Here is a 17,839-nt window from a genome sequence, read left to right as displayed (position 1 = left end):
ATCATGAAATACGCTAAATCAGTTGGTTTTCTCTTTGGTTGGATAGTTGGCTTGATGGCTTTCACCGATCTGGGAGCCCAGGTTATCCCATATCCTTTAAGTAAAATGGCACTAAAGGGGGAATTTGAGTTGAAGGCAGGAATGCCAATTGTTGTCGAGAAAGGCCTAAGGACGGAAGCCGAATTTTTGTCCAACTATCTAAAAGAAGGCTTTGCAACTGCATCTCCAATCTTGGAAAGTGGAAATGGTATTCATCTACGGTTAGATGAGAATTTATCAGACTCCCTTGGGAATGAAGGGTATTCGATGGTGATTGACCAGTCCATTGAAATTGTAGCACCTACTTCTACAGGGGTATTCTATGGAATTCAGACATTGAAACAGCTATTGCCCCGTGATTTTTCCAACGTAGTATCTGGTCAGGTCATGCTTTCTAAAACAATAATTGTCGATAAACCTCGATTTTCCTGGAGGGCATTTATGTTAGATGATTGTAGGAACTTCATGGGGGAGGAGGTGGTCAAGAAGATGCTTGATCAAATGGCCATGCTGAAAATGAATGTTTTTCATTGGCATTTGACAGATGACCAAGCTTGGCGCATAGAGATCAAAAAGTACCCCAAACTCGCTGAAGTAGGAGGTACAAGAAAAGATACCCAACTGGCAAGGGGGAGCAGTGAAAGAACTGGAAAACCGCAAACTGGATACTACAGCCAAGATCAGATCAGGGAAATCATCCAATATGCAGAAGACCGTCATATCGTGATAGTCCCAGAAATAGAAATGCCAGGCCATGCCATGGCAGCGATAGCGGCCTATCCATGGATTGGTTCTTTGGGTACCACGCAGGAGGTACCGGTTACATTTGGGAAAATGGAAGACTCCTTCAATGTGGCAGATCCAAGGGTAATTGGGTTTCTTAAGGATGTGTTGGATGAAGTGGCAGCACTATTTCCGGGGGAAGCTATTCACATCGGCGGAGATGAAGTTAACCATGATCCATGGATGGATTCGGAATCAATCAAGGATTTTATGCGTGTAAACGGCCTCTCGACTCCAATGGACCTTCAGATCCATTTTACCAATCAAATCTCCACCTATCTCGACTCCAAAGGGAAAAGGATGATGGGATGGAATGATATATTGGGGCATGATATTCACAATGAACCAGACAGCTCATCAGCTAAGGTGGAGCAGACGCTAGAAAAATCATCCATCGTTCATTTTTGGAAAGGTGATTTGGGACTAGTGGAAGCAGCGGCCAAGGATGGCTACGAAGTGGTGAATTCCAATCATTGGGACACCTATCTTGACTATACTTACCGAAGGCTGCCTTTGTCAAAGTCCTATGCATTCGATCCCATTCCAGAAGGTTTGCCCCAAGTGTACCACGGTAAAATTTTAGGATTGGGAACACAGATTTGGACAGAATACACAAGGACTGAATCTGCCATGCTTCAGCAAGTGTTCCCTCGTTTACTGGCATATGCTGAGGTTGGGTGGACATTTCCCGAAAATAAAAATTACGGCAGATTCCTTGAAGTAGTAGAGTCTATGAAGATGCAACTAAGTCAGATGGGGATAAAGTTTGGAGACTATGCAGGGAATTGACGTTGAAGTTTGAGTCAGTTTTCTCCAGACCCTGATAAAACAGGTTCGCGAAATGTTTATGGGGAAATATAGAAAATGAGGCTGTCTCATAAGTCAAAATACGTCATCATTAGCGAAGCGATCTCAACATGCTTATATTGCACTTAGAGAGGGGTGGCATCTCTTCGCAATCGCTGGGGTCGCATGACGTTTACATTTGAGACAGCCGCATTTATATTTCTCTCCAGTACAACGCATGTATGGAATTAAAAATGGAATAGCAAGCTGAAATTATTTAACCCGGATTAGGAATCGTCGTAGCCTGTCCCGATAAACTTATGAGACGGTCCGGTTTTTATTCATCATCCCAGAAATATTTCTCCAAATGTTCATAAAACCGGTTCGAGAAAAGTTTATGTATGCCTACTGAAAATCATTCACTTACAATCTTTGATCGTAAGTGGCTTTTTTATTTGCACACGATTTGCATACAAAATGGAGCAAAAATATTGATGGTTAATAATTGGTATATTTGCAGTATATTGGATATTCCGGTTGATGTTGACCCCTGTTCCGGTGATATTGACCCCTCTGCAGAGGCTGTTTTGGTAGTATAGTCAGAAGACTGACAATTTTACATTTTTTTTCTGAGACTTTCCCCTTTTAACTCGATTCTGTAGGAGGCGTGGACCAACCGGTCAAGGATAGCGTCAGCTATGGTCGGTTCACCTATTACATCATACCAGCTTGAGACAGGGAGCTGGCTTACAATAACAGTGGATTTTTTACCATGTCTGTCTTCGATAAGTTCCATAAAGTCCATTTGTTGTTGTTTGTCCAGGTGTGTGAGCCCGAAGTCATCCAGGATAAGCAGGTCTGTTCTGGCCATTTTATCGAAGAACTTGAGCACGGTACCGTCCAACCTTACCATCTTGATTTTGAGCATAAGCTTCTGGGTATTGAAGTAGGCGACCTTTTTGCCGTGCACACAGGCCTGATGGCCGAGGGCCGAGGCCAGGTAACTTTTTCCGCAGCCGGTGGCCCCCGTGATAAGTACCGCATCACCATGTTCCATATATTCCCCGGTCGCCAGTGTTGTCAGGAGCATGTCATCCAGGCCCCTGGTCCTGTCCAGGGAAAGTTCTTCCAGGGAAGCCCTGTAACGGAAGCCCGCATTGGATTCCAGTCTTTTGAACCTCCTGTTGTCCCGTTCCTGTACTTCTGCCTGCAGCATAAGCTCAAGGCCTTCGGTAAGGGAGAGGCTTTGGTTTTTACGGGTCTCCTGTAATGTTGCCAAGGTCTGGCGCATGCCATGGAGCCTGAGTTTGATAAGTTGTGTTTCGATCGGGTTGGGCATAGTTGTTTAAAGTTTAAGTTATCGTTGTTCGTTGTAATATGTTCTTCCCCTGACGTTGCCGTGTTTGGGAAGTTCCTTGCCGGAGGCTTCCGTTGTGGCTTCTGTCATATTGTTTTCCAGCATGTTCTTGATAAAGCCATAGCTGTATTGATTGTACTCCATGGCGATATTGCAGGCCTTGTCCAGCCGCTGTTCATCCACCTTCCTGGCCAGGGCAAGTAAGCCGTCACAGGTCCTGTAGAGTTGCTCAGGGCGTGCAGGAAGTCGGGAATGGTCTGGGAGGGCACCGCCATGGCAAAGGCATAGTCCGAATAGGGCAGGCAGGCCACAAACAGCTGGCACCTGATCTCCTCTCCGGTCTCCCTGTCTATATAGCAGATGGGCTTGCCCGCAAAGTCAATGTACAGCTTCTCTGCCGGTTTATGGGCAAGCACCATGGAAGGCTTTGCCCTGGCCACCTCCTGCTGGCCAAGGTGATGGCAAAACTGGCTGCGGCCATACCCTCCGGGGTAAGACTCCCTGTACTCCTCCCATAAAAGCATCTTGGTCACCCCTTTGCGCTTGAGTTCTTTTTGATAATAAGGGAGGTTGGATATAAAATGTTCGTAACGGGGGTCTTTATAGGAAGGGTCCCCTGAAAGGAAAAGCTTCTCGACTTCGGGTTCTTCCATGGACAGCAGCTTCTTGGTCGTAAGCCCTGTTTTCCTGTTGTTTTCCAAGTTTTTTCTCCCCACCACCATCGATCTGATTTCCCGTTCCATTAAGTTATCCAAACGTTTGGATAATCCTGTAGAAAACGCAGTCAGACCGTTGGCAATCGGAAGAAAAGCCTATCTTTTCGCCGGATCACACCAGGCCGCAGAGATGACCGCAGCCATGTACTCCTTTATGGCCAGCTGCAAAAAGAACAACGTTAATGAGTTTGAATGGCTCAAAGATGTCTTCGAAGAAATCCAAAGCCACAGGCAAAAGGACCTTTATCAGCTTCTCCCTTCTAACTGGTAGCAATACAGACCATTATAACAAACTTCGAAACTCCTAGCTCAGCCTACATGGGTTGGTCGGACGGATACTTTTGTCAGTCAGTTCATCAATTTTTCACTTGTTCATATTATAGTTGCTCAGCAAATTATACCACCGAATAGCTATTTTGCCACACTGGAAATACTAGGGCCTATACAAATGCCTTGCCCCAAGGTTGCCAAGGCTGATGCCGAAAGCAGCACCTTTTCCTCCAACCACCTCACTGACGATCGTTTTCTCACAGGTTCCAAAGTTATGATCCATATATTCCAAAATTTGACTTAATATATTACAAAGTTTTGATCCGTATATTTAAAAGTTTAACTTCATATATTTCAAAATTATAACTCAGATATTTCAAATTTTACGTATATTTGGTTGAAATAAAACAGATTGATTATGTCTAAATGGATAGAGAGAACAATGGCTAAGGAGATAAGGAAACGGATTAAACAATACCCGATACTGGCAGTAACGGGTCCACGACAATCTGGCAAAACCACCTTGCTTAAAACGCTGTTTCCTGATTATGAGTATGTGTCTCTGGAAAACCCAGATCATCGGTCTTTTGCCACAGAGGATCCGAATGGCTTTCTTCAACAATATGCTAGTAAAACCATATTGGATGAAGTTCAACGAGTACCGGAATTGTTTTCCTATTTGCAAACTGTGGTGGATAGGTCTGGTCAGATGGGGCAATATATCCTTTCAGGATCTCAAAACTTTCATTTACTTAAGCACATTACTCAGTCATTGGCTGGGCGCGTTGCGCTTTTCCGACTCTTGCCCTTGGACACCCAAGAATTAGAGCAAGCAAAAAAACTGCCTGCTAGTTATTTAGCTGCCTGTATCCAGGGAGGATACCCCGCTATTTATCATAGAGGCTTAGATCCAACGGATTTTTATGCCAACTACGTTCGTACATATATTGAAAAGGATGTGACAGAGTTAATCCATATCCGTGATATAAATAGCTTCCGAACGTTCTTGGGCTTGTGTGCAGCAAGGGCAGGACAACTTTTGAATTTGACCGCACTGGCTAATGATTGTAATATTTCTCAACCTACTGCGAAGGCTTGGTTGTCTGTTTTAGAAAGCAGCTATCTTGTATTCTTGCTCTATCCTTATCATGATAATTTTAATAAGCGCTTGGTGAAAACGCCTAAACTGTATTTTTATGATGTTGGTTTATTGACTCATTTATTGCAAATTCGTGAACCTGAAGAATTGGCGATTAACAGACTCAAGGGAAATATATTTGAGAATTTTGTGATTGCCAATTTCCAAAAGTTTAATGAGAATCGATACCAGCATCTCAATTATTATTTTTGGCAAGATCACAATGGGTTGGAAATTGACCTGTTGCTTAAAACGGCAAATGCGTTTGATGTATATGAGGTCAAATCTACTCAGACATTAAGCGGTGCGCTATTTAAAAATCTGAAACATTTTATTGAGTTGGCGGAGCCACAATCTGTTCGTCCGTACTTGGTTTATGGTGGTGATCAAGCTTTAGTTCGAAGCAATGTTCAAGTATTGTCTTGGAAAATGCTAGAGCAATTTAGATGACACACACACACCATCCCACTCTTTTGTTTGTTAAAGCACCAATCTTTTAAGTGAATGAATCTGTCAAGAACACATGGAATAAATAGGAGGCTGGTGTAACGGGGCCCTGCTACATTATACTTTGAAATAAGCAAGTCTTCATGGATTTATGATTTGAAGACAAATCTATTGTGGGGAGGACCGGGGAAACATAATTTTTATCAGCGTTTAATATGCTTTGTTCACAGGATAGCAGGAAGGTATCCTTTGCCGGAAGGTTTTCTAAATATCATGTCACTTACTTGGTGCCTTGTAGTTCTATCCTCTCATACTTTCATCGGATTTGACAGCATACAAATCTTTTGGATTTACCGAAGATGGATCACATCATCATCACTGCAGAATATCCTATGCGGATACCGAAGGGCTGAAAGGCCCTTTTTTATTCATCATCCCAAAGATATTTTTCCAAATGTTTATAAAAACCTGTTGATAAAGTTTGGGGTGTTTAAATTATTGTTAGTGTAGTGGTTAATCAGAGCCTGTCACATGGTTTCTGACCGAAATATCTTCTGTTGGGTTTATAGAAGAACTACTCAAGATAGTTTTGCATCATCCTTTCACTTATCAAATGGTATGTCTGCAGGTGTTTCTTTAGGTCACTTATAGCAATATTTGTCCATTTTAAGTTGAAGTGTCCCTTTTTGGTTCCCGAAATCTCCTTAATGCACATCTGTACAATCGCTCAGGTTTGAGAAAGTGATGCTCATGTCTGTCTGAACACGGAGTTTGGATCAATAAATTCCTTGACCAAACGCTGGGCTGTTTTCGCCTCCAGATTCTTTATCTTTTTCATCTTAAGATACCTACAGCTCTTGTCCGGCTTCTGGATATAACGGCCCGCTTTATGCCAGCCATTTCGGTTTGTTTGTGCCAGAAGGGGGGATCTACTTGATCCAATCAAAGCATTGGACTCCGCTTGGACCAACCATAAAATGATTCAAGACAAATCCGGGACATCCTAACTAAAATTCCTTTTTGAAACAAGCGATCGGACCATTAGCAGAGAACGGCCTGGTCCCAAGACAGGATAATGGCCAAAGCGCAGCGATTTTACTATTTTGAGCACTGTTTTAAATTCATTATAATGTTATATGTTTTAGTTTATATGCTTTTTAAAAATCTTATAATTTATTTCAATAGTATTGTTTTATATTTATATATTATAATTTATATTTTTTATTGATTGTTATGTGTGGTAAGAAATTTTATTAGTGTAAAAAATAGTACTTGATTTTAGCGAGATGTAGTCTTGTTTGGTAGGGTTTTTTATGTTGCGATGTTTATCGCAACAAATTACATTTGTTTACTACGAGAACATTTCATCATCAATGGGGATAAATTATCAGGTGTCCCAACACCAAGGAATGCGGAATTATAGTTGTAGCCACCCTCTACAAAAATAATTTAGCAAAAAAGAGCCAACCATTTCAGAATTATCAGCTGAGAACAATTCTGGAGAATTAACCGGCTCTATTATGCATCAGTTCGGTCATATTACTAAATACAACAAAGATTTGAAGCAAAACCATTCTTATCTGATATCTGCTTGTATATGCCTTTTGGTTGGTCTGTTTATAAGCCAGCCTGTGCAAGGACAGGAATACACTTCCCTGCCGGGATGCAACCAATGGAATAATGCTGCATGTTGGGTTAAATCCAATGATCCCTCAGGTTGTTCGAACAACACCAGCCTGTTTCCGCCGATGGCACCTGCTACCACCGGCTGCGAAGTACATGTGGTGATAAATGGGGATATGGTCATTTCATCAGGACAAACCTTGATGGACGGGAACCTGAAGTCCATAACCATTGCCGATGGAGGATCCCTTACCGTTGCAGGGGACCTCACTATCGCTGCAGGAGCAGCAGTGAGTTTTCTATTTGATGCCTCACAACAGGATATAAATATTGAAGGCACATTAACGCTGGAGGAAAATGCAAGTTTGAACGTCACCGGGACGGTTCCGGTGACAGTAGGGGCTATATCCAATTACCTGAAGGCAAGCCAATTGGTGGTAAGGGGGGAATCCAGGCTATTTGTCGATAGCCGAAGCGGGATAAATATCAGCGGGACAACAAAGGCACATACCCCCTCAAACAACTCCGAGGATAGGGCCTTGATTTCGGTAGAGGGGTTTTTCATGACCACTTCCATCTATATAAACGGCAATTCCCACCTTGCCTTTCAAGTGGACGAGGGAGCCGAGGTTATTGCCTCTGAGCCAAACGGAACCTTGGAAATGAACGGTAATTCCACCCTTAAATTTATCGGGGATGTGCATAATGGAGGGGACGCAGATGGCATGAGCTATATCGATGTGGGCGCCTCTTTGAACAGTAATGGAAGCGGTGCAAAGATCATCGCTGATGATGCGACCCTGTATACCTGTGGACAATTCAGTGGCAATGTGACCAAGGAAACTGAAAATATGGGAAAATTTGAAGAGGATAATTGTAGGGTTCTGCCGGTGAAATTTATGAATTTCAGGGGGACACACCTGGTTGGAAAAAAGCAAATCCAATTGGATTGGGCAGTGGCCAATGATGACCCGGCTGACCAATATATTATACAGATGGCAATCGACAGACTGGACAAAACCGAAACAGTGGCTGTTATTCCGGGTAACCAACATGTATCGTTTCAAAAAAGAGGATATACTTTCTGCAAACCCCTGGAAAACCGGTTCAGTAACCGAAGGGTCTATTTTAGGGTTAGCCAGGTGTCGGCCGACAGTCTGTTGACCCACAGCAGTTGGATAGCGATCGCGGTGCCCAAACTGCCAAGAGCCGGAGCCTCCTGGACCCTGTTTCCAAACCCCGTGGGTTCCTTGGAAAAACTCACCCTTCGGTATACCGGCATGGAAGTAATAGATTGGGAAAGCACTGAAATAACCCTTTACACGGAAGGTAAAATATTGGAGGAATGGACCATTGGAGAGCTCCATTCTCCTGAGGTTGACCTGGAGGTCCCATCAGTTCCGCCAGGACTTGTTTACCTCAAGGTAAACTGGAATGGACAACAGGAAATCTATCCACTGTTGGCCAAGTAAATAATAAAAAGCTGCTATTTAATGTTCTGGCTTGGGCATGGATGGCCAAGGGGAAAATAATAGTGAAATTTATGGTACAACGTCCTAAATGACTGGAAAATGAAAGATATAGTTGTGATGGGCAACGATGCGCTGATAGTGGACAATTTATGCGAGATCCTTGCACTTTTTGGATATGGGACTACCCTGATCGAGGGGATGGATGTGGCATTGCATGGGGAGCAGCCTTCTTTGATCATTCTTGATGTACCAAACGGTTTCCATGGCCGCGAAAATATTGCCATCATCAAAAAGATTCTTCCCTTCAGGATTCCTATTCTGATCCGGGGCTATCCCGACGATCTGGGATTGTACCGTCACCTGTTCGACGCCTATGATCACATTCATTTCTGTGAAAAATCAACCTCGGTCCGGCATTTGGAAAAGATACTCAAACGGTTGGTTGGCACCGGGATTGTGAGAACCAATGGATGACCCCCACAAGTATACCCTTTACCCACAAGTAACTTTGCTATGAACCGTCACGACGATTCCCTTCTACAGGAAAACATTTTTGGCCTTTCGCCATTTCCCATGTGGATCTATGACCTGGAAACATTACGGTTTCTTGCCGTAAACAAGGAAGCCGAAAGGCAGTATGGCTATACAAACGAAGAATTTTTGAAAATGACCATTGCCGATATCCGTCCAGAAGATGAAGTCCCCAAATTGAAAAAGGCGATTGAGGCGCTGAAAAGTGGTGATGTTGATAAAGACCATGGTCTTTTCCTGCACCGCAGGAAAAATGGCACCCTGATGAAGGTGCAGATCAAGGGCAGCCTGATCAAATACAGGCAACATAATGCCGAACTGGTCATAGCCGTGGACCAGACTGAACGAATGGGGCTGTTGGAGGAGCTTTCCGTCCAAAAAGCCAAAGTAGAACTCATCGATAGGGGCAACCAACTACTGATGGAATCCAATACCCTGGAAGCGGCAATACTGAGCCTTATCAGGTTGTTGCTCAAACCCCTGGTCATGGACAGAGCCTACTATTTTGTGGGATTGGAAAACCGGAAAGACAAGGTCAGCAAATGGATCAGAAAGGATTACCTAGGAGATAACAGGTTGTTTTCAATGCCATCTGTCACCATTTCAGGAAACGTCCATCTCGGCACCCGCCCAAGGGTGATGGACCACCAGGATACATATTGGCAATCCCTACAGGACTTATTGCCCGTTAAAAGGCTGAAGGGAACGTTCCTGTTCATGCCCATTATGGTAAACAGGAGATGCACAGCTTTTTTACTTTTGCATAAATCCCGGCCCATGGATGAGGAAAAAGAAAGCTATGGGCCGTTTCTTTCCAGTATCAGTGCCAATATTTCCCATTTTGCTGAAAAATGGCATTCCTATGACCAGATGCAAATGAGTGAAGCAAAATTCAGGGCACTGGTACAAGGTGGTGGTGAGCTTATTGCCGTTCTGGACAAAACAGGTAGACTGACTTATATAAGCCCTTCTTCGGTGAATATTTTCGGGGAAAATCCAGAGGACTTTCAGGGGAGGGACATTTTGGAATTTGTCCAGCCTGCAGACAGGCACCTGCTCTCAGGAAAAATGCAAAAAGCGATGAAAACGGGGAAGGCCAGGATTCCGGCCTTTCGTGCCTTGGACAATAAGGGAGAAATAAGGTGGTTTGAAATGAAGCTCACCAACATGTTGGGCGTAACAGGAGTGGACGGTATCGTAGCCAATATCATGGACATCACCGAACTCAAGCTCGAGCAGGAGAATGCCCTCATGATTAATGAACGGTACCGGTTGGCCACCCTTGCCTCCAAGGACCATATCTATGATATGGACATGGAGTCAGGTGAGGTGTCCAAAATGGGAAGGGCGCTGGAAAACGTTTTTGGTTACCCAGATATGGGGGAAAGTGGATACCCCTTTACATTTTGGAAGGATCATATCCATCCTGAGGACAGCAGGAAAGTGCTTTGGATGCTGGACGAATTTATCAAATCTCCCCAAAAAAAGAGCCTTTCCTTAAATTACCGGTTTCAACGTGCAAACGGGAGCTATGCCATGGTAGTGGATTACTGCAGTGCCATTAGGGATGACACGGGAAAGGCGCTGAGGATTGTCGGTACGCTAAGGGATATCACCAAGGCCATTCACAACGATAGGATGAAGAACCTTAAATTCAGGATGTCATTTGCGATAGGGCAGCCAGGTAAGCTGAATACATCCCTTAAAAGGGGGATGGGCGAGCTGCTTGATTTCACAGGCATGGAAATGGGGGAAGTTTGGTTGAAATCCAAGGATGGCAACCATATGCATCTAAACACCAGTGCCCATAAAAAATCAAGGACACATCACTTCCGTTCATGGGAACATCCCTTGAACCAGGTTACCAAAGGCCAAGGCCTTCCAGGTAAAGTATGGGAATCTGCCACGGTCATTACCTGGGAAAAACTGGAGGGGAATCCCTTGTTTTTACGCTCACAAGTGGCCAAGGCCGCAGGACTTTCACTCGGTATTGGGGTTCCTATCGTCCATGACCGTGAGATCATCGGCGTTTTTTTGGTGTTATCCGCGGAAAGTATGGATGTATTCAGGGATCAAAGAACATTCCTGGAAGAAATCGGTCAGCAGATTGGAGCGGCAGTCAAAAACAAATTGATCGAATCAGAGCTGGAATATTTTCTTGGTATTTCCAGTAATCTGTTGGCCATCATTAATTTTGAAGGTAAAATCATCCGCAGCAATGAAGCATTTGCAAAAGTGCTGGGCAAAGAACAAAGAAATATATCGGGAAAACATCTTGCTGCATTTGCCATTGGAGAGGATTCTGATAGGCTTTCCGCTTTCCTTGATCCAAAGGATAGTTCAGGTTTACTGGAGGTGAGAATGTACGGTGAAGGGAACCAAGTGAAGTGGGTAAGCTGGAAGAAAAACACCAGTAATGAAGAAAAGCTTTACTATTGCATGGGCATGGATATTACAGAAAGGAAAAAATCCGAACTGGCTCTCAAGCAGGCCTATCACCGGCTGAACAGTGCGCAACGGATTGCAAAGCTGGGGTATTGGAGCAGGAAGTGGGAAGAAGGGGTTTCCGAATGGAGTATGGAAACCTACAAGATTTATGGTGTTTCCCCAAAGAAGTTTATCCCTACCTATGAAAATGTCCTCAATACCTTCCATCCCCAAGACAGGCATTTGATGGAAGATGCTCCGATGGAGGAGCTTCTCCTGGGAAAGGCAATGAAGTTTACCCACCGGATCATCACGGCAGATGACCGGGTAAGATGGGTGACCCAAACGGTGAACCTGCTGGTCGATGAAAAAGGAAGTCCCACCCAAATTGAAGGGGTAATCCAGGACATCACCGAGCAGAAGGAAGCAGAGAACCGGATCAAGCTCAGCAATGAACGTTTTGAACTGGCCATGATGGCGACCCATGAAATGATCTGGGACATTGACCATGAATCAGGAAATATTTACAGGAGTGTTGCCCTGCAGGAAAAGGTAGCATATAAAAGCACTGAGCCTTTTGGTATCAATAATTCCTGGATGGCAAGAATTGAGGAAAGTGATAGAATGGAGGCCTGGAAATCCTATATGCTGGTTTGTGGGGACAAGACCAAAAATTATTGGCAAAAGGAGTATAAAGTCAGGACAAGGACGGGAAACCTGGTTTTGGTGCGGGACAGGTGTTACATCATCAGGGATGAGGAAGGCATGCCCCATCGATCGGTCGGGGCCATTGAGGATATCACCGCGGCAAGAAAACACCTGGAAATAATCCAGGTGCAAAACAGTAAACTCCGTGAAATTGCCTGGAAGCAGTCCCACCTTGTCCGCTCGCCCTTGACCAATATCATGATCATGGTTAATATCCTTAAGGAATTCAAAAGTTCATATATGGAAAGTGAAAGAGAGATCCTTGACCATCTTTTTGCCGCTGCCGAGAACCTTGATGAGGTCATCCACGACATTAATAGCGAGGTGCTGACCATCGAGAACTTAATCATCGGAGAGAGTGGGGCCGATATACATAACAGGGACAAGGCAAAGCACAAAAACTAATATTAACAGAGACCTTTCAAAGGTTGATGATTAATGGAGGGGCATTTCCAATGGGGCTCCTCTTGCTGCCCTTGAGAACACTCTCTTTTTCTGCTTGTTCGTCCGTACATTTCCTTTAGTAAAGCGAGGCGCTAAATGTTTACTATTCAAATTAGTCTCCTTTTGTATAGATGGCTAAAGTATTCCTTAGAGGTCCTTTAACCTACCTTGTGGCCATTTTTATTCCAAGGATTTTTACCGTTTCTCTGGATGGACCGGGCTTTTTATGCAACATTGTGAATTAAAAGAAAAAGGGGGCATTGAACCACGAAAAAGGACGGGGTGGATACCTTTTTTTGGATTTCCCGTGACCGCCTGGAAGATAAGTGTGCAAATATTTATAGTTTAGACGAGTAGTCGTGTTTTGGAAAATACCTTCGGGCCAGTCTATATAAAATGTCTATAAAAGATCGAAAACCCCACTTTTCCTCCCCACTGCAGGATGATTTTGGCCAAGATCCGATTATAAAAAGCTTTCAAAAATATTTCGTATTTAATCAATATTGAAGCTGTACGGGATTTCATGTTGGAAATAAATTATAATTTCTTTGAAAATTCACTTTTTCTAGATTTACCTTTGGACGTGAAATAGATCTATCCGATGGATCTATTGAACTAAAAAGTTAACGTTTTGATTCTACAGTTTAGCGTTTCTCTTAACAGTTCATTATTAATGATGATTTTTGGAAAACTATTTTTGGAAAATAAACTGGATTGTTGTGTTAGCATTGCTTAGGTTAAAGTTGGTCTTCGGAGTTTGTTTTGGGTTATTCTTTGAGGTGTCAGGAGTGACCAAGCATGATGATTATGTAAAGGTGAGAGGTGATTTTAAAGACCTGAAGAAGGACGGTAAGTATGAGGAAGCCATAAATCACCTGTTGAATTATATTGAGGAAGGGGATGGTACGGGAAATGAAATTGCAGCGAGAATTGACTTAGGGAATGTTTTATGGGTAATAGGCAAATTTGAAAAGAGTCTTGAATTTTTGGGGAGTGCACGCACTCTTTTGCACAACAGGGATGATTTTTTATTGAAAGGAAGGCTACACCAAGAGTTTGCACAATGCTTCAGCCAACTTGGCTTACATGAATTAGCATTGGAACACAATAAAAAGGCAATGGATTTTTTGGTCCTTGAAGGAAAGGGAAAAGTACCACAGGGAAGGATGCAATACCTCATCAATACAAGGGCCCGTTTCTACTTCCAAATAAACGAATATGAGCGGGCCATGGAATCCTTGCGCAAAGGATTGGAATACGGACAGGGGCCAATTGGGCTATCCTATATGCTCAACTATTTCCTGAATCATCGGGCAAATCAGGATTCTGCAGATCATTATTTTAAAAAGATGATGGTACATGAGCACAATCAAAACAATTCGAAAAATGAAGATTTTTGGATTAATCTGCATGCTGGAAGGTATTATTTAAGAAAGGACGAGTGGAACAAAGCGAATAGTTATCTTGGAAATGCCATTCAAATTGCCGAGGAAATTCAACGGTTACCCTGCCTGATAAGTGGATATCAGGCCATGATTGAACTGTACAGAGAAGAGGGAAATAAAGCCGGAGAGCTGGAATTATTGAATAAACTGGTTGTGGCCAAGGATAGCATGCAAACGTTTAAAAGAGATGGACTTAAACTATCGGTTGCTACGGTTGTTCGACTAAATGAGGAAATAAAATCAAACTGGGAAAATAAGTTCGTTCTGTTTATCACGATAAGCGGACTGGCATTGTGCGGCATGCTTGTCTTTTATCTTAAAAAGAGAAAGGTGAACTTGGTGTTGACCGAAAAAGTAATTGATTTGACCGACGAAAAAAACAACCTGTTAATCAGTGGGGAAAATGGCCTGGAAGAAGTAGTGCAATTGGCAAAAAACAACGAAGCGGGTTTTCTTGCCAAATTTGAGGAAGTTTACCCGGATTGGATGAATCGGATAATGGGTTTACATCCTGACTTGACCAGAAAGGAATTGGAGCTTAGTGCCATGCTTTATCTTAATTTTTCCACCAAAGAGATTGCTTCATTTACATTTGTTCAGCATAAGACGGTCCAAATGAGAAAGTATAGACTGAGAAAAAAGTTGCACCTGGATTCAAAATCAGATCTATATCTGTGGGCTAAAACCCTGTAGACGTTGCCTTTTAAATTAAATGCAAAACATCCATCATAATCTGGAAGAGGCTTTTGATTTTGGAGCGGTACGACACAATGGTTACGACAAATACGCAAGGGGTTCCATATTGCATTTAGGATGCCAATGCAATGGGCCTAAGGGGTAGGAGGATAGTAGCGTTTTTAAATCATCATGTCCATTATTTCCTGAAATGTCTCAATGTATCCAGAAGAACCACTGTTGAAAAGAGGAGGGGACATGTCCCCATTTCCGCTAACAGTAGTATATGGCAATTTCAAACAGACAGGTTTATGATGGATGGATTAATGAGGGAGGAATGATTTAGTTTTATTCCCGTATTTTATTGCTTTATAGTTATTTTTCATTGTTTTATTGCCCATGTAGTATATTTGTAGTATCCAGATTTTTTGCCTTCATTTCTTTTATTCCCTCCTTTGGATAATAATTCTTCACTTGAACAGTTACGGACCTTTCAGGTGTGATCGATCAATATATTCTTCAAATATTTATATGTGAGTTTGGCAATAAACTGGCCAATGGTCTCACCGAATCGAGAATACATGTAAAACCGGCTTAAATAAAATTGAATAATACTACTCTTTTTAACAACAGAATGAATTGGAATAGTAAATCAGTTATTGGGGGGGACAGTACCAGGTTTATTACAGCGTTTTGTGACAGTCATCCTACATTTGTATCCCTATTAAAAAGCCATATTCCCGACATCAACCCCAAGGATTTTAAAGTATGTGCACTTCTAAAGCTTGATTATCATACAAAGGAGATCGCCCATATGACGAATTGTAGTCTGAGATCAATCGAGGCCAGAAAGTATAGGATCAGGAAAAGGCTGGGAATACCTTCCAATGCCAATTTGACGCTTTACTTAATGGAGCTTGAATCTGGTTTGGATAAAGACAAAAAACTTGCCGACTGTATTGACCATTGAATTTTCTTAGAGGTCTACCATAAATATTTATCAATACCCAACAAGTTAATATGTCGGGGGAAGGGTAAATTAGTGAATGATTGTTTTGTTAATGTGAAAAGAAGTTTTATTCCAATGATCCATACGATTAAACCCAAACCGGCCATTGTCAATGACTGCAAAATTAGAATTGACTATTACATTATTGGAATGTCCCCACAATTGCTTGACAAATTAACAGTTCATTTATCTACTGGACAACATAGCGATTTGAGGGTTGCGACAGGCTATAATGAATTCCTGAACGATATAGTTGGAAAGGATATATCGGCCAAATTATTTTTTATTGGGGATATGCCAAACGCTAATGAGGTAATCGATTCTATTAGGAAAATATTCCCTAAGAAAGGAATTATCCGAGTTTATGATAAAACATCCTATGGAAAGGGCGGTATGCCCGTACTGGAATATCCTATAAAGGAAGATAGTTTTATTATACTGGAATAACTTTTCCCGGTTAGGCTGGACGAGTGGTTCGAAATAGCTGTTACCGGTTCGTTGATGAAATGAACGATGCTTATTTTTCCATTTTAGATCTTCGTGATTTTCACATACCTGATACGGTTCTTGACCAGGCCGGAATACTCCTTATGGTATGGTGTGTTTTTTTATAAAAGGCAGATGATTTGTTATGATAAGCATTAATGGGATGTCCTTGTCCAGCAGCACCATGATGGTTTTTTAAGTGGCTCATTTTACCTGTTGTTAATTAGCACGTTAACGTTATGTCCTACATCCAGAATTGCTTAAGTGTTCCGGTGGAAAAGTTATTTATAGCACAACCCAACGAAAATAATTTTTTCAGTAGTGATTTTTCTATTGTAATATATCTGTACATAAATGTATTATTACATGTTTTTGTGCCGGTTTGAGTATGTTTGAGTAGTATTGTGTATACTTATTTTAGTTCTCTTAACTTTTTATAAGGTTTATTTGCGCGTATTTAATACTTGCTAAGAGTGAAAAACAAGTTTTTTATAATTTAATATACGTGCAGAATGAAGTTCTTTTTCAAGGTGTTAATGGGGATTTGCCTGTTGGTATGCTATGGGGAGAGTCAATCTCAACAGTTGCCCCAATTCAGCCAGTATATTTTCAACGGGCTGCATATCAATCCGGGCTATGCGGGCTACAAGCAGGAAGGCTATGTTCAGGCGACCTACCGTTCGCAGTGGACCAATTTCCCTGGAGCTCCGAAGACGCTGTCACTATCAGCTGATTTCAGTGCCAATGAGGGGACGATGGGCTTCGGGGTGCTTTTTCTCAACGATGAGCTTGGTGCGGCGCGCACCACGGGGGGGCTGTTGACCTATGCCTACCGTATCCAAACGGGCCATGAGTCGTTTTTGGGCATCGGTGTCAGTGCGGGAGTTTCCGAATATGCGCTGGACCATTCGATGCTTGATCCCAACGACTACCCTGACGATGTACTGTCGGACGGGATGACCAACCTGTACACGCCCAATATGAATGCGGGCATTTTTTTCAATACCAGCGATTTTTACATCGGGCTGAGTGCCTATAACATGATCGGCAAAAAGCAGGTCAAGCGTGAGGACATCGCGCTGGCCTACCATGACTTCCACTATTACCTGACCGCCGGGACGCTTTTGCCATTGAGCAATGCGGTAAAATTCAAGCCCTCGATCCTGGTAAAGGAAGTGAAGGGTGCACCGACCAATTTTGACCTGAACGCGATGTTCCTTTTCCATGAGCGGCTATGGCTGGGCGGTTCCTTTCGGTCCAATGTAAAGTGGTGGAAGGACAACCTTGACGATCGGCTGTCCAACAGGAATGCGGTGGCCTTGATCCTTGAGCTCTTTGCGACCCCGGATCTGAGGATAGGATACGCCTATGACCAAAACCTGAACGTATTGTCGGGTATGCGGCACAATTCGCATGAGATATCCCTGGGGTATTACCTGTCTCCCCGCAAAGCCAGGATGAGAAATCAAAGATGGTTCTAAAG

General features: G+C 42.9%; 12 protein-coding genes and 1 pseudogene. 10 read left to right on the top strand and 3 right to left on the bottom strand.

Annotation, left to right across the window (positions count from 1 at the left end; translation table 11 throughout):
- Positions 1-3: 3 nt before the first annotated feature.
- Entirely contained in the window at positions 4-1,611 is a 1,608-nt protein-coding gene (locus FKX85_RS19755) for a beta-N-acetylhexosaminidase (RefSeq protein ID WP_141616357.1), read from the top strand.
- Between the two features lie 613 nt (positions 1,612-2,224).
- Here the strand turns inward: FKX85_RS19755 and istB are convergent.
- Both istB and FKX85_RS21595 read right to left on the bottom strand, forming a co-directional pair.
- Positions 2,225-2,947: an IS21-like element helper ATPase IstB gene (istB, locus tag FKX85_RS19750; protein ID WP_141616356.1), complete on the bottom strand. Its 723-nt coding sequence runs from the start codon at positions 2,945-2,947 to the stop codon at positions 2,225-2,227.
- 104 nt (positions 2,948-3,051) lie between these two features.
- Complete coding sequence (locus FKX85_RS21595) at positions 3,052-3,720, bottom strand: transposase (protein ID WP_210416875.1); 669 nt, start codon at positions 3,718-3,720, stop codon at positions 3,052-3,054.
- 4 nt (positions 3,721-3,724) lie between these two features.
- Here FKX85_RS21595 and FKX85_RS19740 point away from each other — a divergent pair, with 4 nt between their 5' ends.
- Both FKX85_RS19740 and FKX85_RS19735 read left to right on the top strand, forming a co-directional pair.
- Entirely contained in the window at positions 3,725-3,952 is a 228-nt protein-coding gene (locus FKX85_RS19740; RefSeq protein ID WP_394344991.1) for a transposase domain-containing protein, read from the top strand.
- 417 nt (positions 3,953-4,369) lie between these two features.
- Complete coding sequence (locus FKX85_RS19735; RefSeq protein WP_141616355.1) at positions 4,370-5,539, top strand: ATP-binding protein; 1,170 nt, start codon at positions 4,370-4,372, stop codon at positions 5,537-5,539.
- A gap of 574 nt (positions 5,540-6,113) precedes the next feature.
- On the opposite strand, the pseudogene FKX85_RS19730 reads toward FKX85_RS19735, so the two are convergent.
- Positions 6,114-6,404, bottom strand: a pseudogene (locus tag FKX85_RS19730) (transposase); the annotation flags it as partial.
- A 652-nt stretch (positions 6,405-7,056) separates the two neighbouring features.
- On the opposite strand from FKX85_RS19730, the gene FKX85_RS19725 reads away from it, so the two are divergent.
- From FKX85_RS19725 to FKX85_RS19695, 7 genes are all read left to right on the top strand, one after another.
- On the top strand, positions 7,057-8,631 hold the full coding sequence (locus FKX85_RS19725; RefSeq protein WP_141616354.1) for a hypothetical protein: 1,575 nt from the start codon (positions 7,057-7,059) through the stop codon (positions 8,629-8,631).
- A gap of 99 nt (positions 8,632-8,730) precedes the next feature.
- On the top strand, positions 8,731-9,105 hold the full coding sequence (locus FKX85_RS19720; protein WP_141616353.1) for a hypothetical protein: 375 nt from the start codon (positions 8,731-8,733) through the stop codon (positions 9,103-9,105).
- 39 nt (positions 9,106-9,144) lie between these two features.
- Positions 9,145-12,702 carry a PAS domain-containing protein gene (locus tag FKX85_RS19715; RefSeq protein WP_141616352.1) on the top strand — a complete coding sequence of 1,186 codons (3,558 nt, stop codon included), beginning with the start codon at positions 9,145-9,147 and terminating at the stop codon, positions 12,700-12,702.
- A gap of 758 nt (positions 12,703-13,460) precedes the next feature.
- Positions 13,461-14,879: a tetratricopeptide repeat protein gene (locus FKX85_RS19710; RefSeq protein WP_141616351.1), complete on the top strand. Its 1,419-nt coding sequence runs from the start codon at positions 13,461-13,463 to the stop codon at positions 14,877-14,879.
- A 616-nt stretch (positions 14,880-15,495) separates the two neighbouring features.
- Positions 15,496-15,831, top strand: coding sequence for a helix-turn-helix transcriptional regulator (locus tag FKX85_RS19705; protein ID WP_141616350.1), 336 nt, complete (start codon positions 15,496-15,498; stop codon positions 15,829-15,831).
- Between the two features lie 93 nt (positions 15,832-15,924).
- Positions 15,925-16,317 (top strand): hypothetical protein, encoded by a 393-nt coding sequence (locus FKX85_RS19700; RefSeq protein WP_168196300.1) that lies wholly within the window; start codon positions 15,925-15,927, stop codon positions 16,315-16,317.
- Between the two features lie 551 nt (positions 16,318-16,868).
- Positions 16,869-17,837, top strand: a complete 969-nt coding sequence (locus FKX85_RS19695; protein WP_141616348.1) for a PorP/SprF family type IX secretion system membrane protein — start codon at positions 16,869-16,871, stop codon at positions 17,835-17,837.
- Positions 17,838-17,839: the final 2 nt, after the last annotated feature.

The sequence above is a fragment of the Echinicola soli genome (assembly GCF_006575665.1).
GTDB lineage: Bacteria > Bacteroidota > Bacteroidia > Cytophagales > Cyclobacteriaceae > Echinicola > Echinicola soli.
The sequence above is the reverse complement of the archived record's forward strand: the minus strand, read 5'-3'. Positions and strand labels throughout refer to the sequence as shown.

What these genes read in the sequence shown, in the direction of transcription:
- FKX85_RS19755 (WP_141616357.1), top strand. Translation starts at nt 4, where the DNA reads ATGAAATACGCTAAATCAGTTGGTTTTCTCTTTGGTTGGATAGTTGGC.
- istB (WP_141616356.1), bottom strand. Translation starts at nt 2,947, where the DNA reads ATGCCCAACCCGATCGAAACACAACTTATCAAACTCAGGCTCCATGGC.
- FKX85_RS19735 (WP_141616355.1), top strand. Translation starts at nt 4,370, where the DNA reads ATGTCTAAATGGATAGAGAGAACAATGGCTAAGGAGATAAGGAAACGG.
- FKX85_RS19725 (WP_141616354.1), top strand. Translation starts at nt 7,057, where the DNA reads ATGCATCAGTTCGGTCATATTACTAAATACAACAAAGATTTGAAGCAA.
- FKX85_RS19720 (WP_141616353.1), top strand. Translation starts at nt 8,731, where the DNA reads ATGAAAGATATAGTTGTGATGGGCAACGATGCGCTGATAGTGGACAAT.
- FKX85_RS19715 (WP_141616352.1), top strand. Translation starts at nt 9,145, where the DNA reads ATGAACCGTCACGACGATTCCCTTCTACAGGAAAACATTTTTGGCCTT.
- FKX85_RS19705 (WP_141616350.1), top strand. Translation starts at nt 15,496, where the DNA reads ATGAATTGGAATAGTAAATCAGTTATTGGGGGGGACAGTACCAGGTTT.
- FKX85_RS19695 (WP_141616348.1), top strand. Translation starts at nt 16,869, where the DNA reads ATGAAGTTCTTTTTCAAGGTGTTAATGGGGATTTGCCTGTTGGTATGC.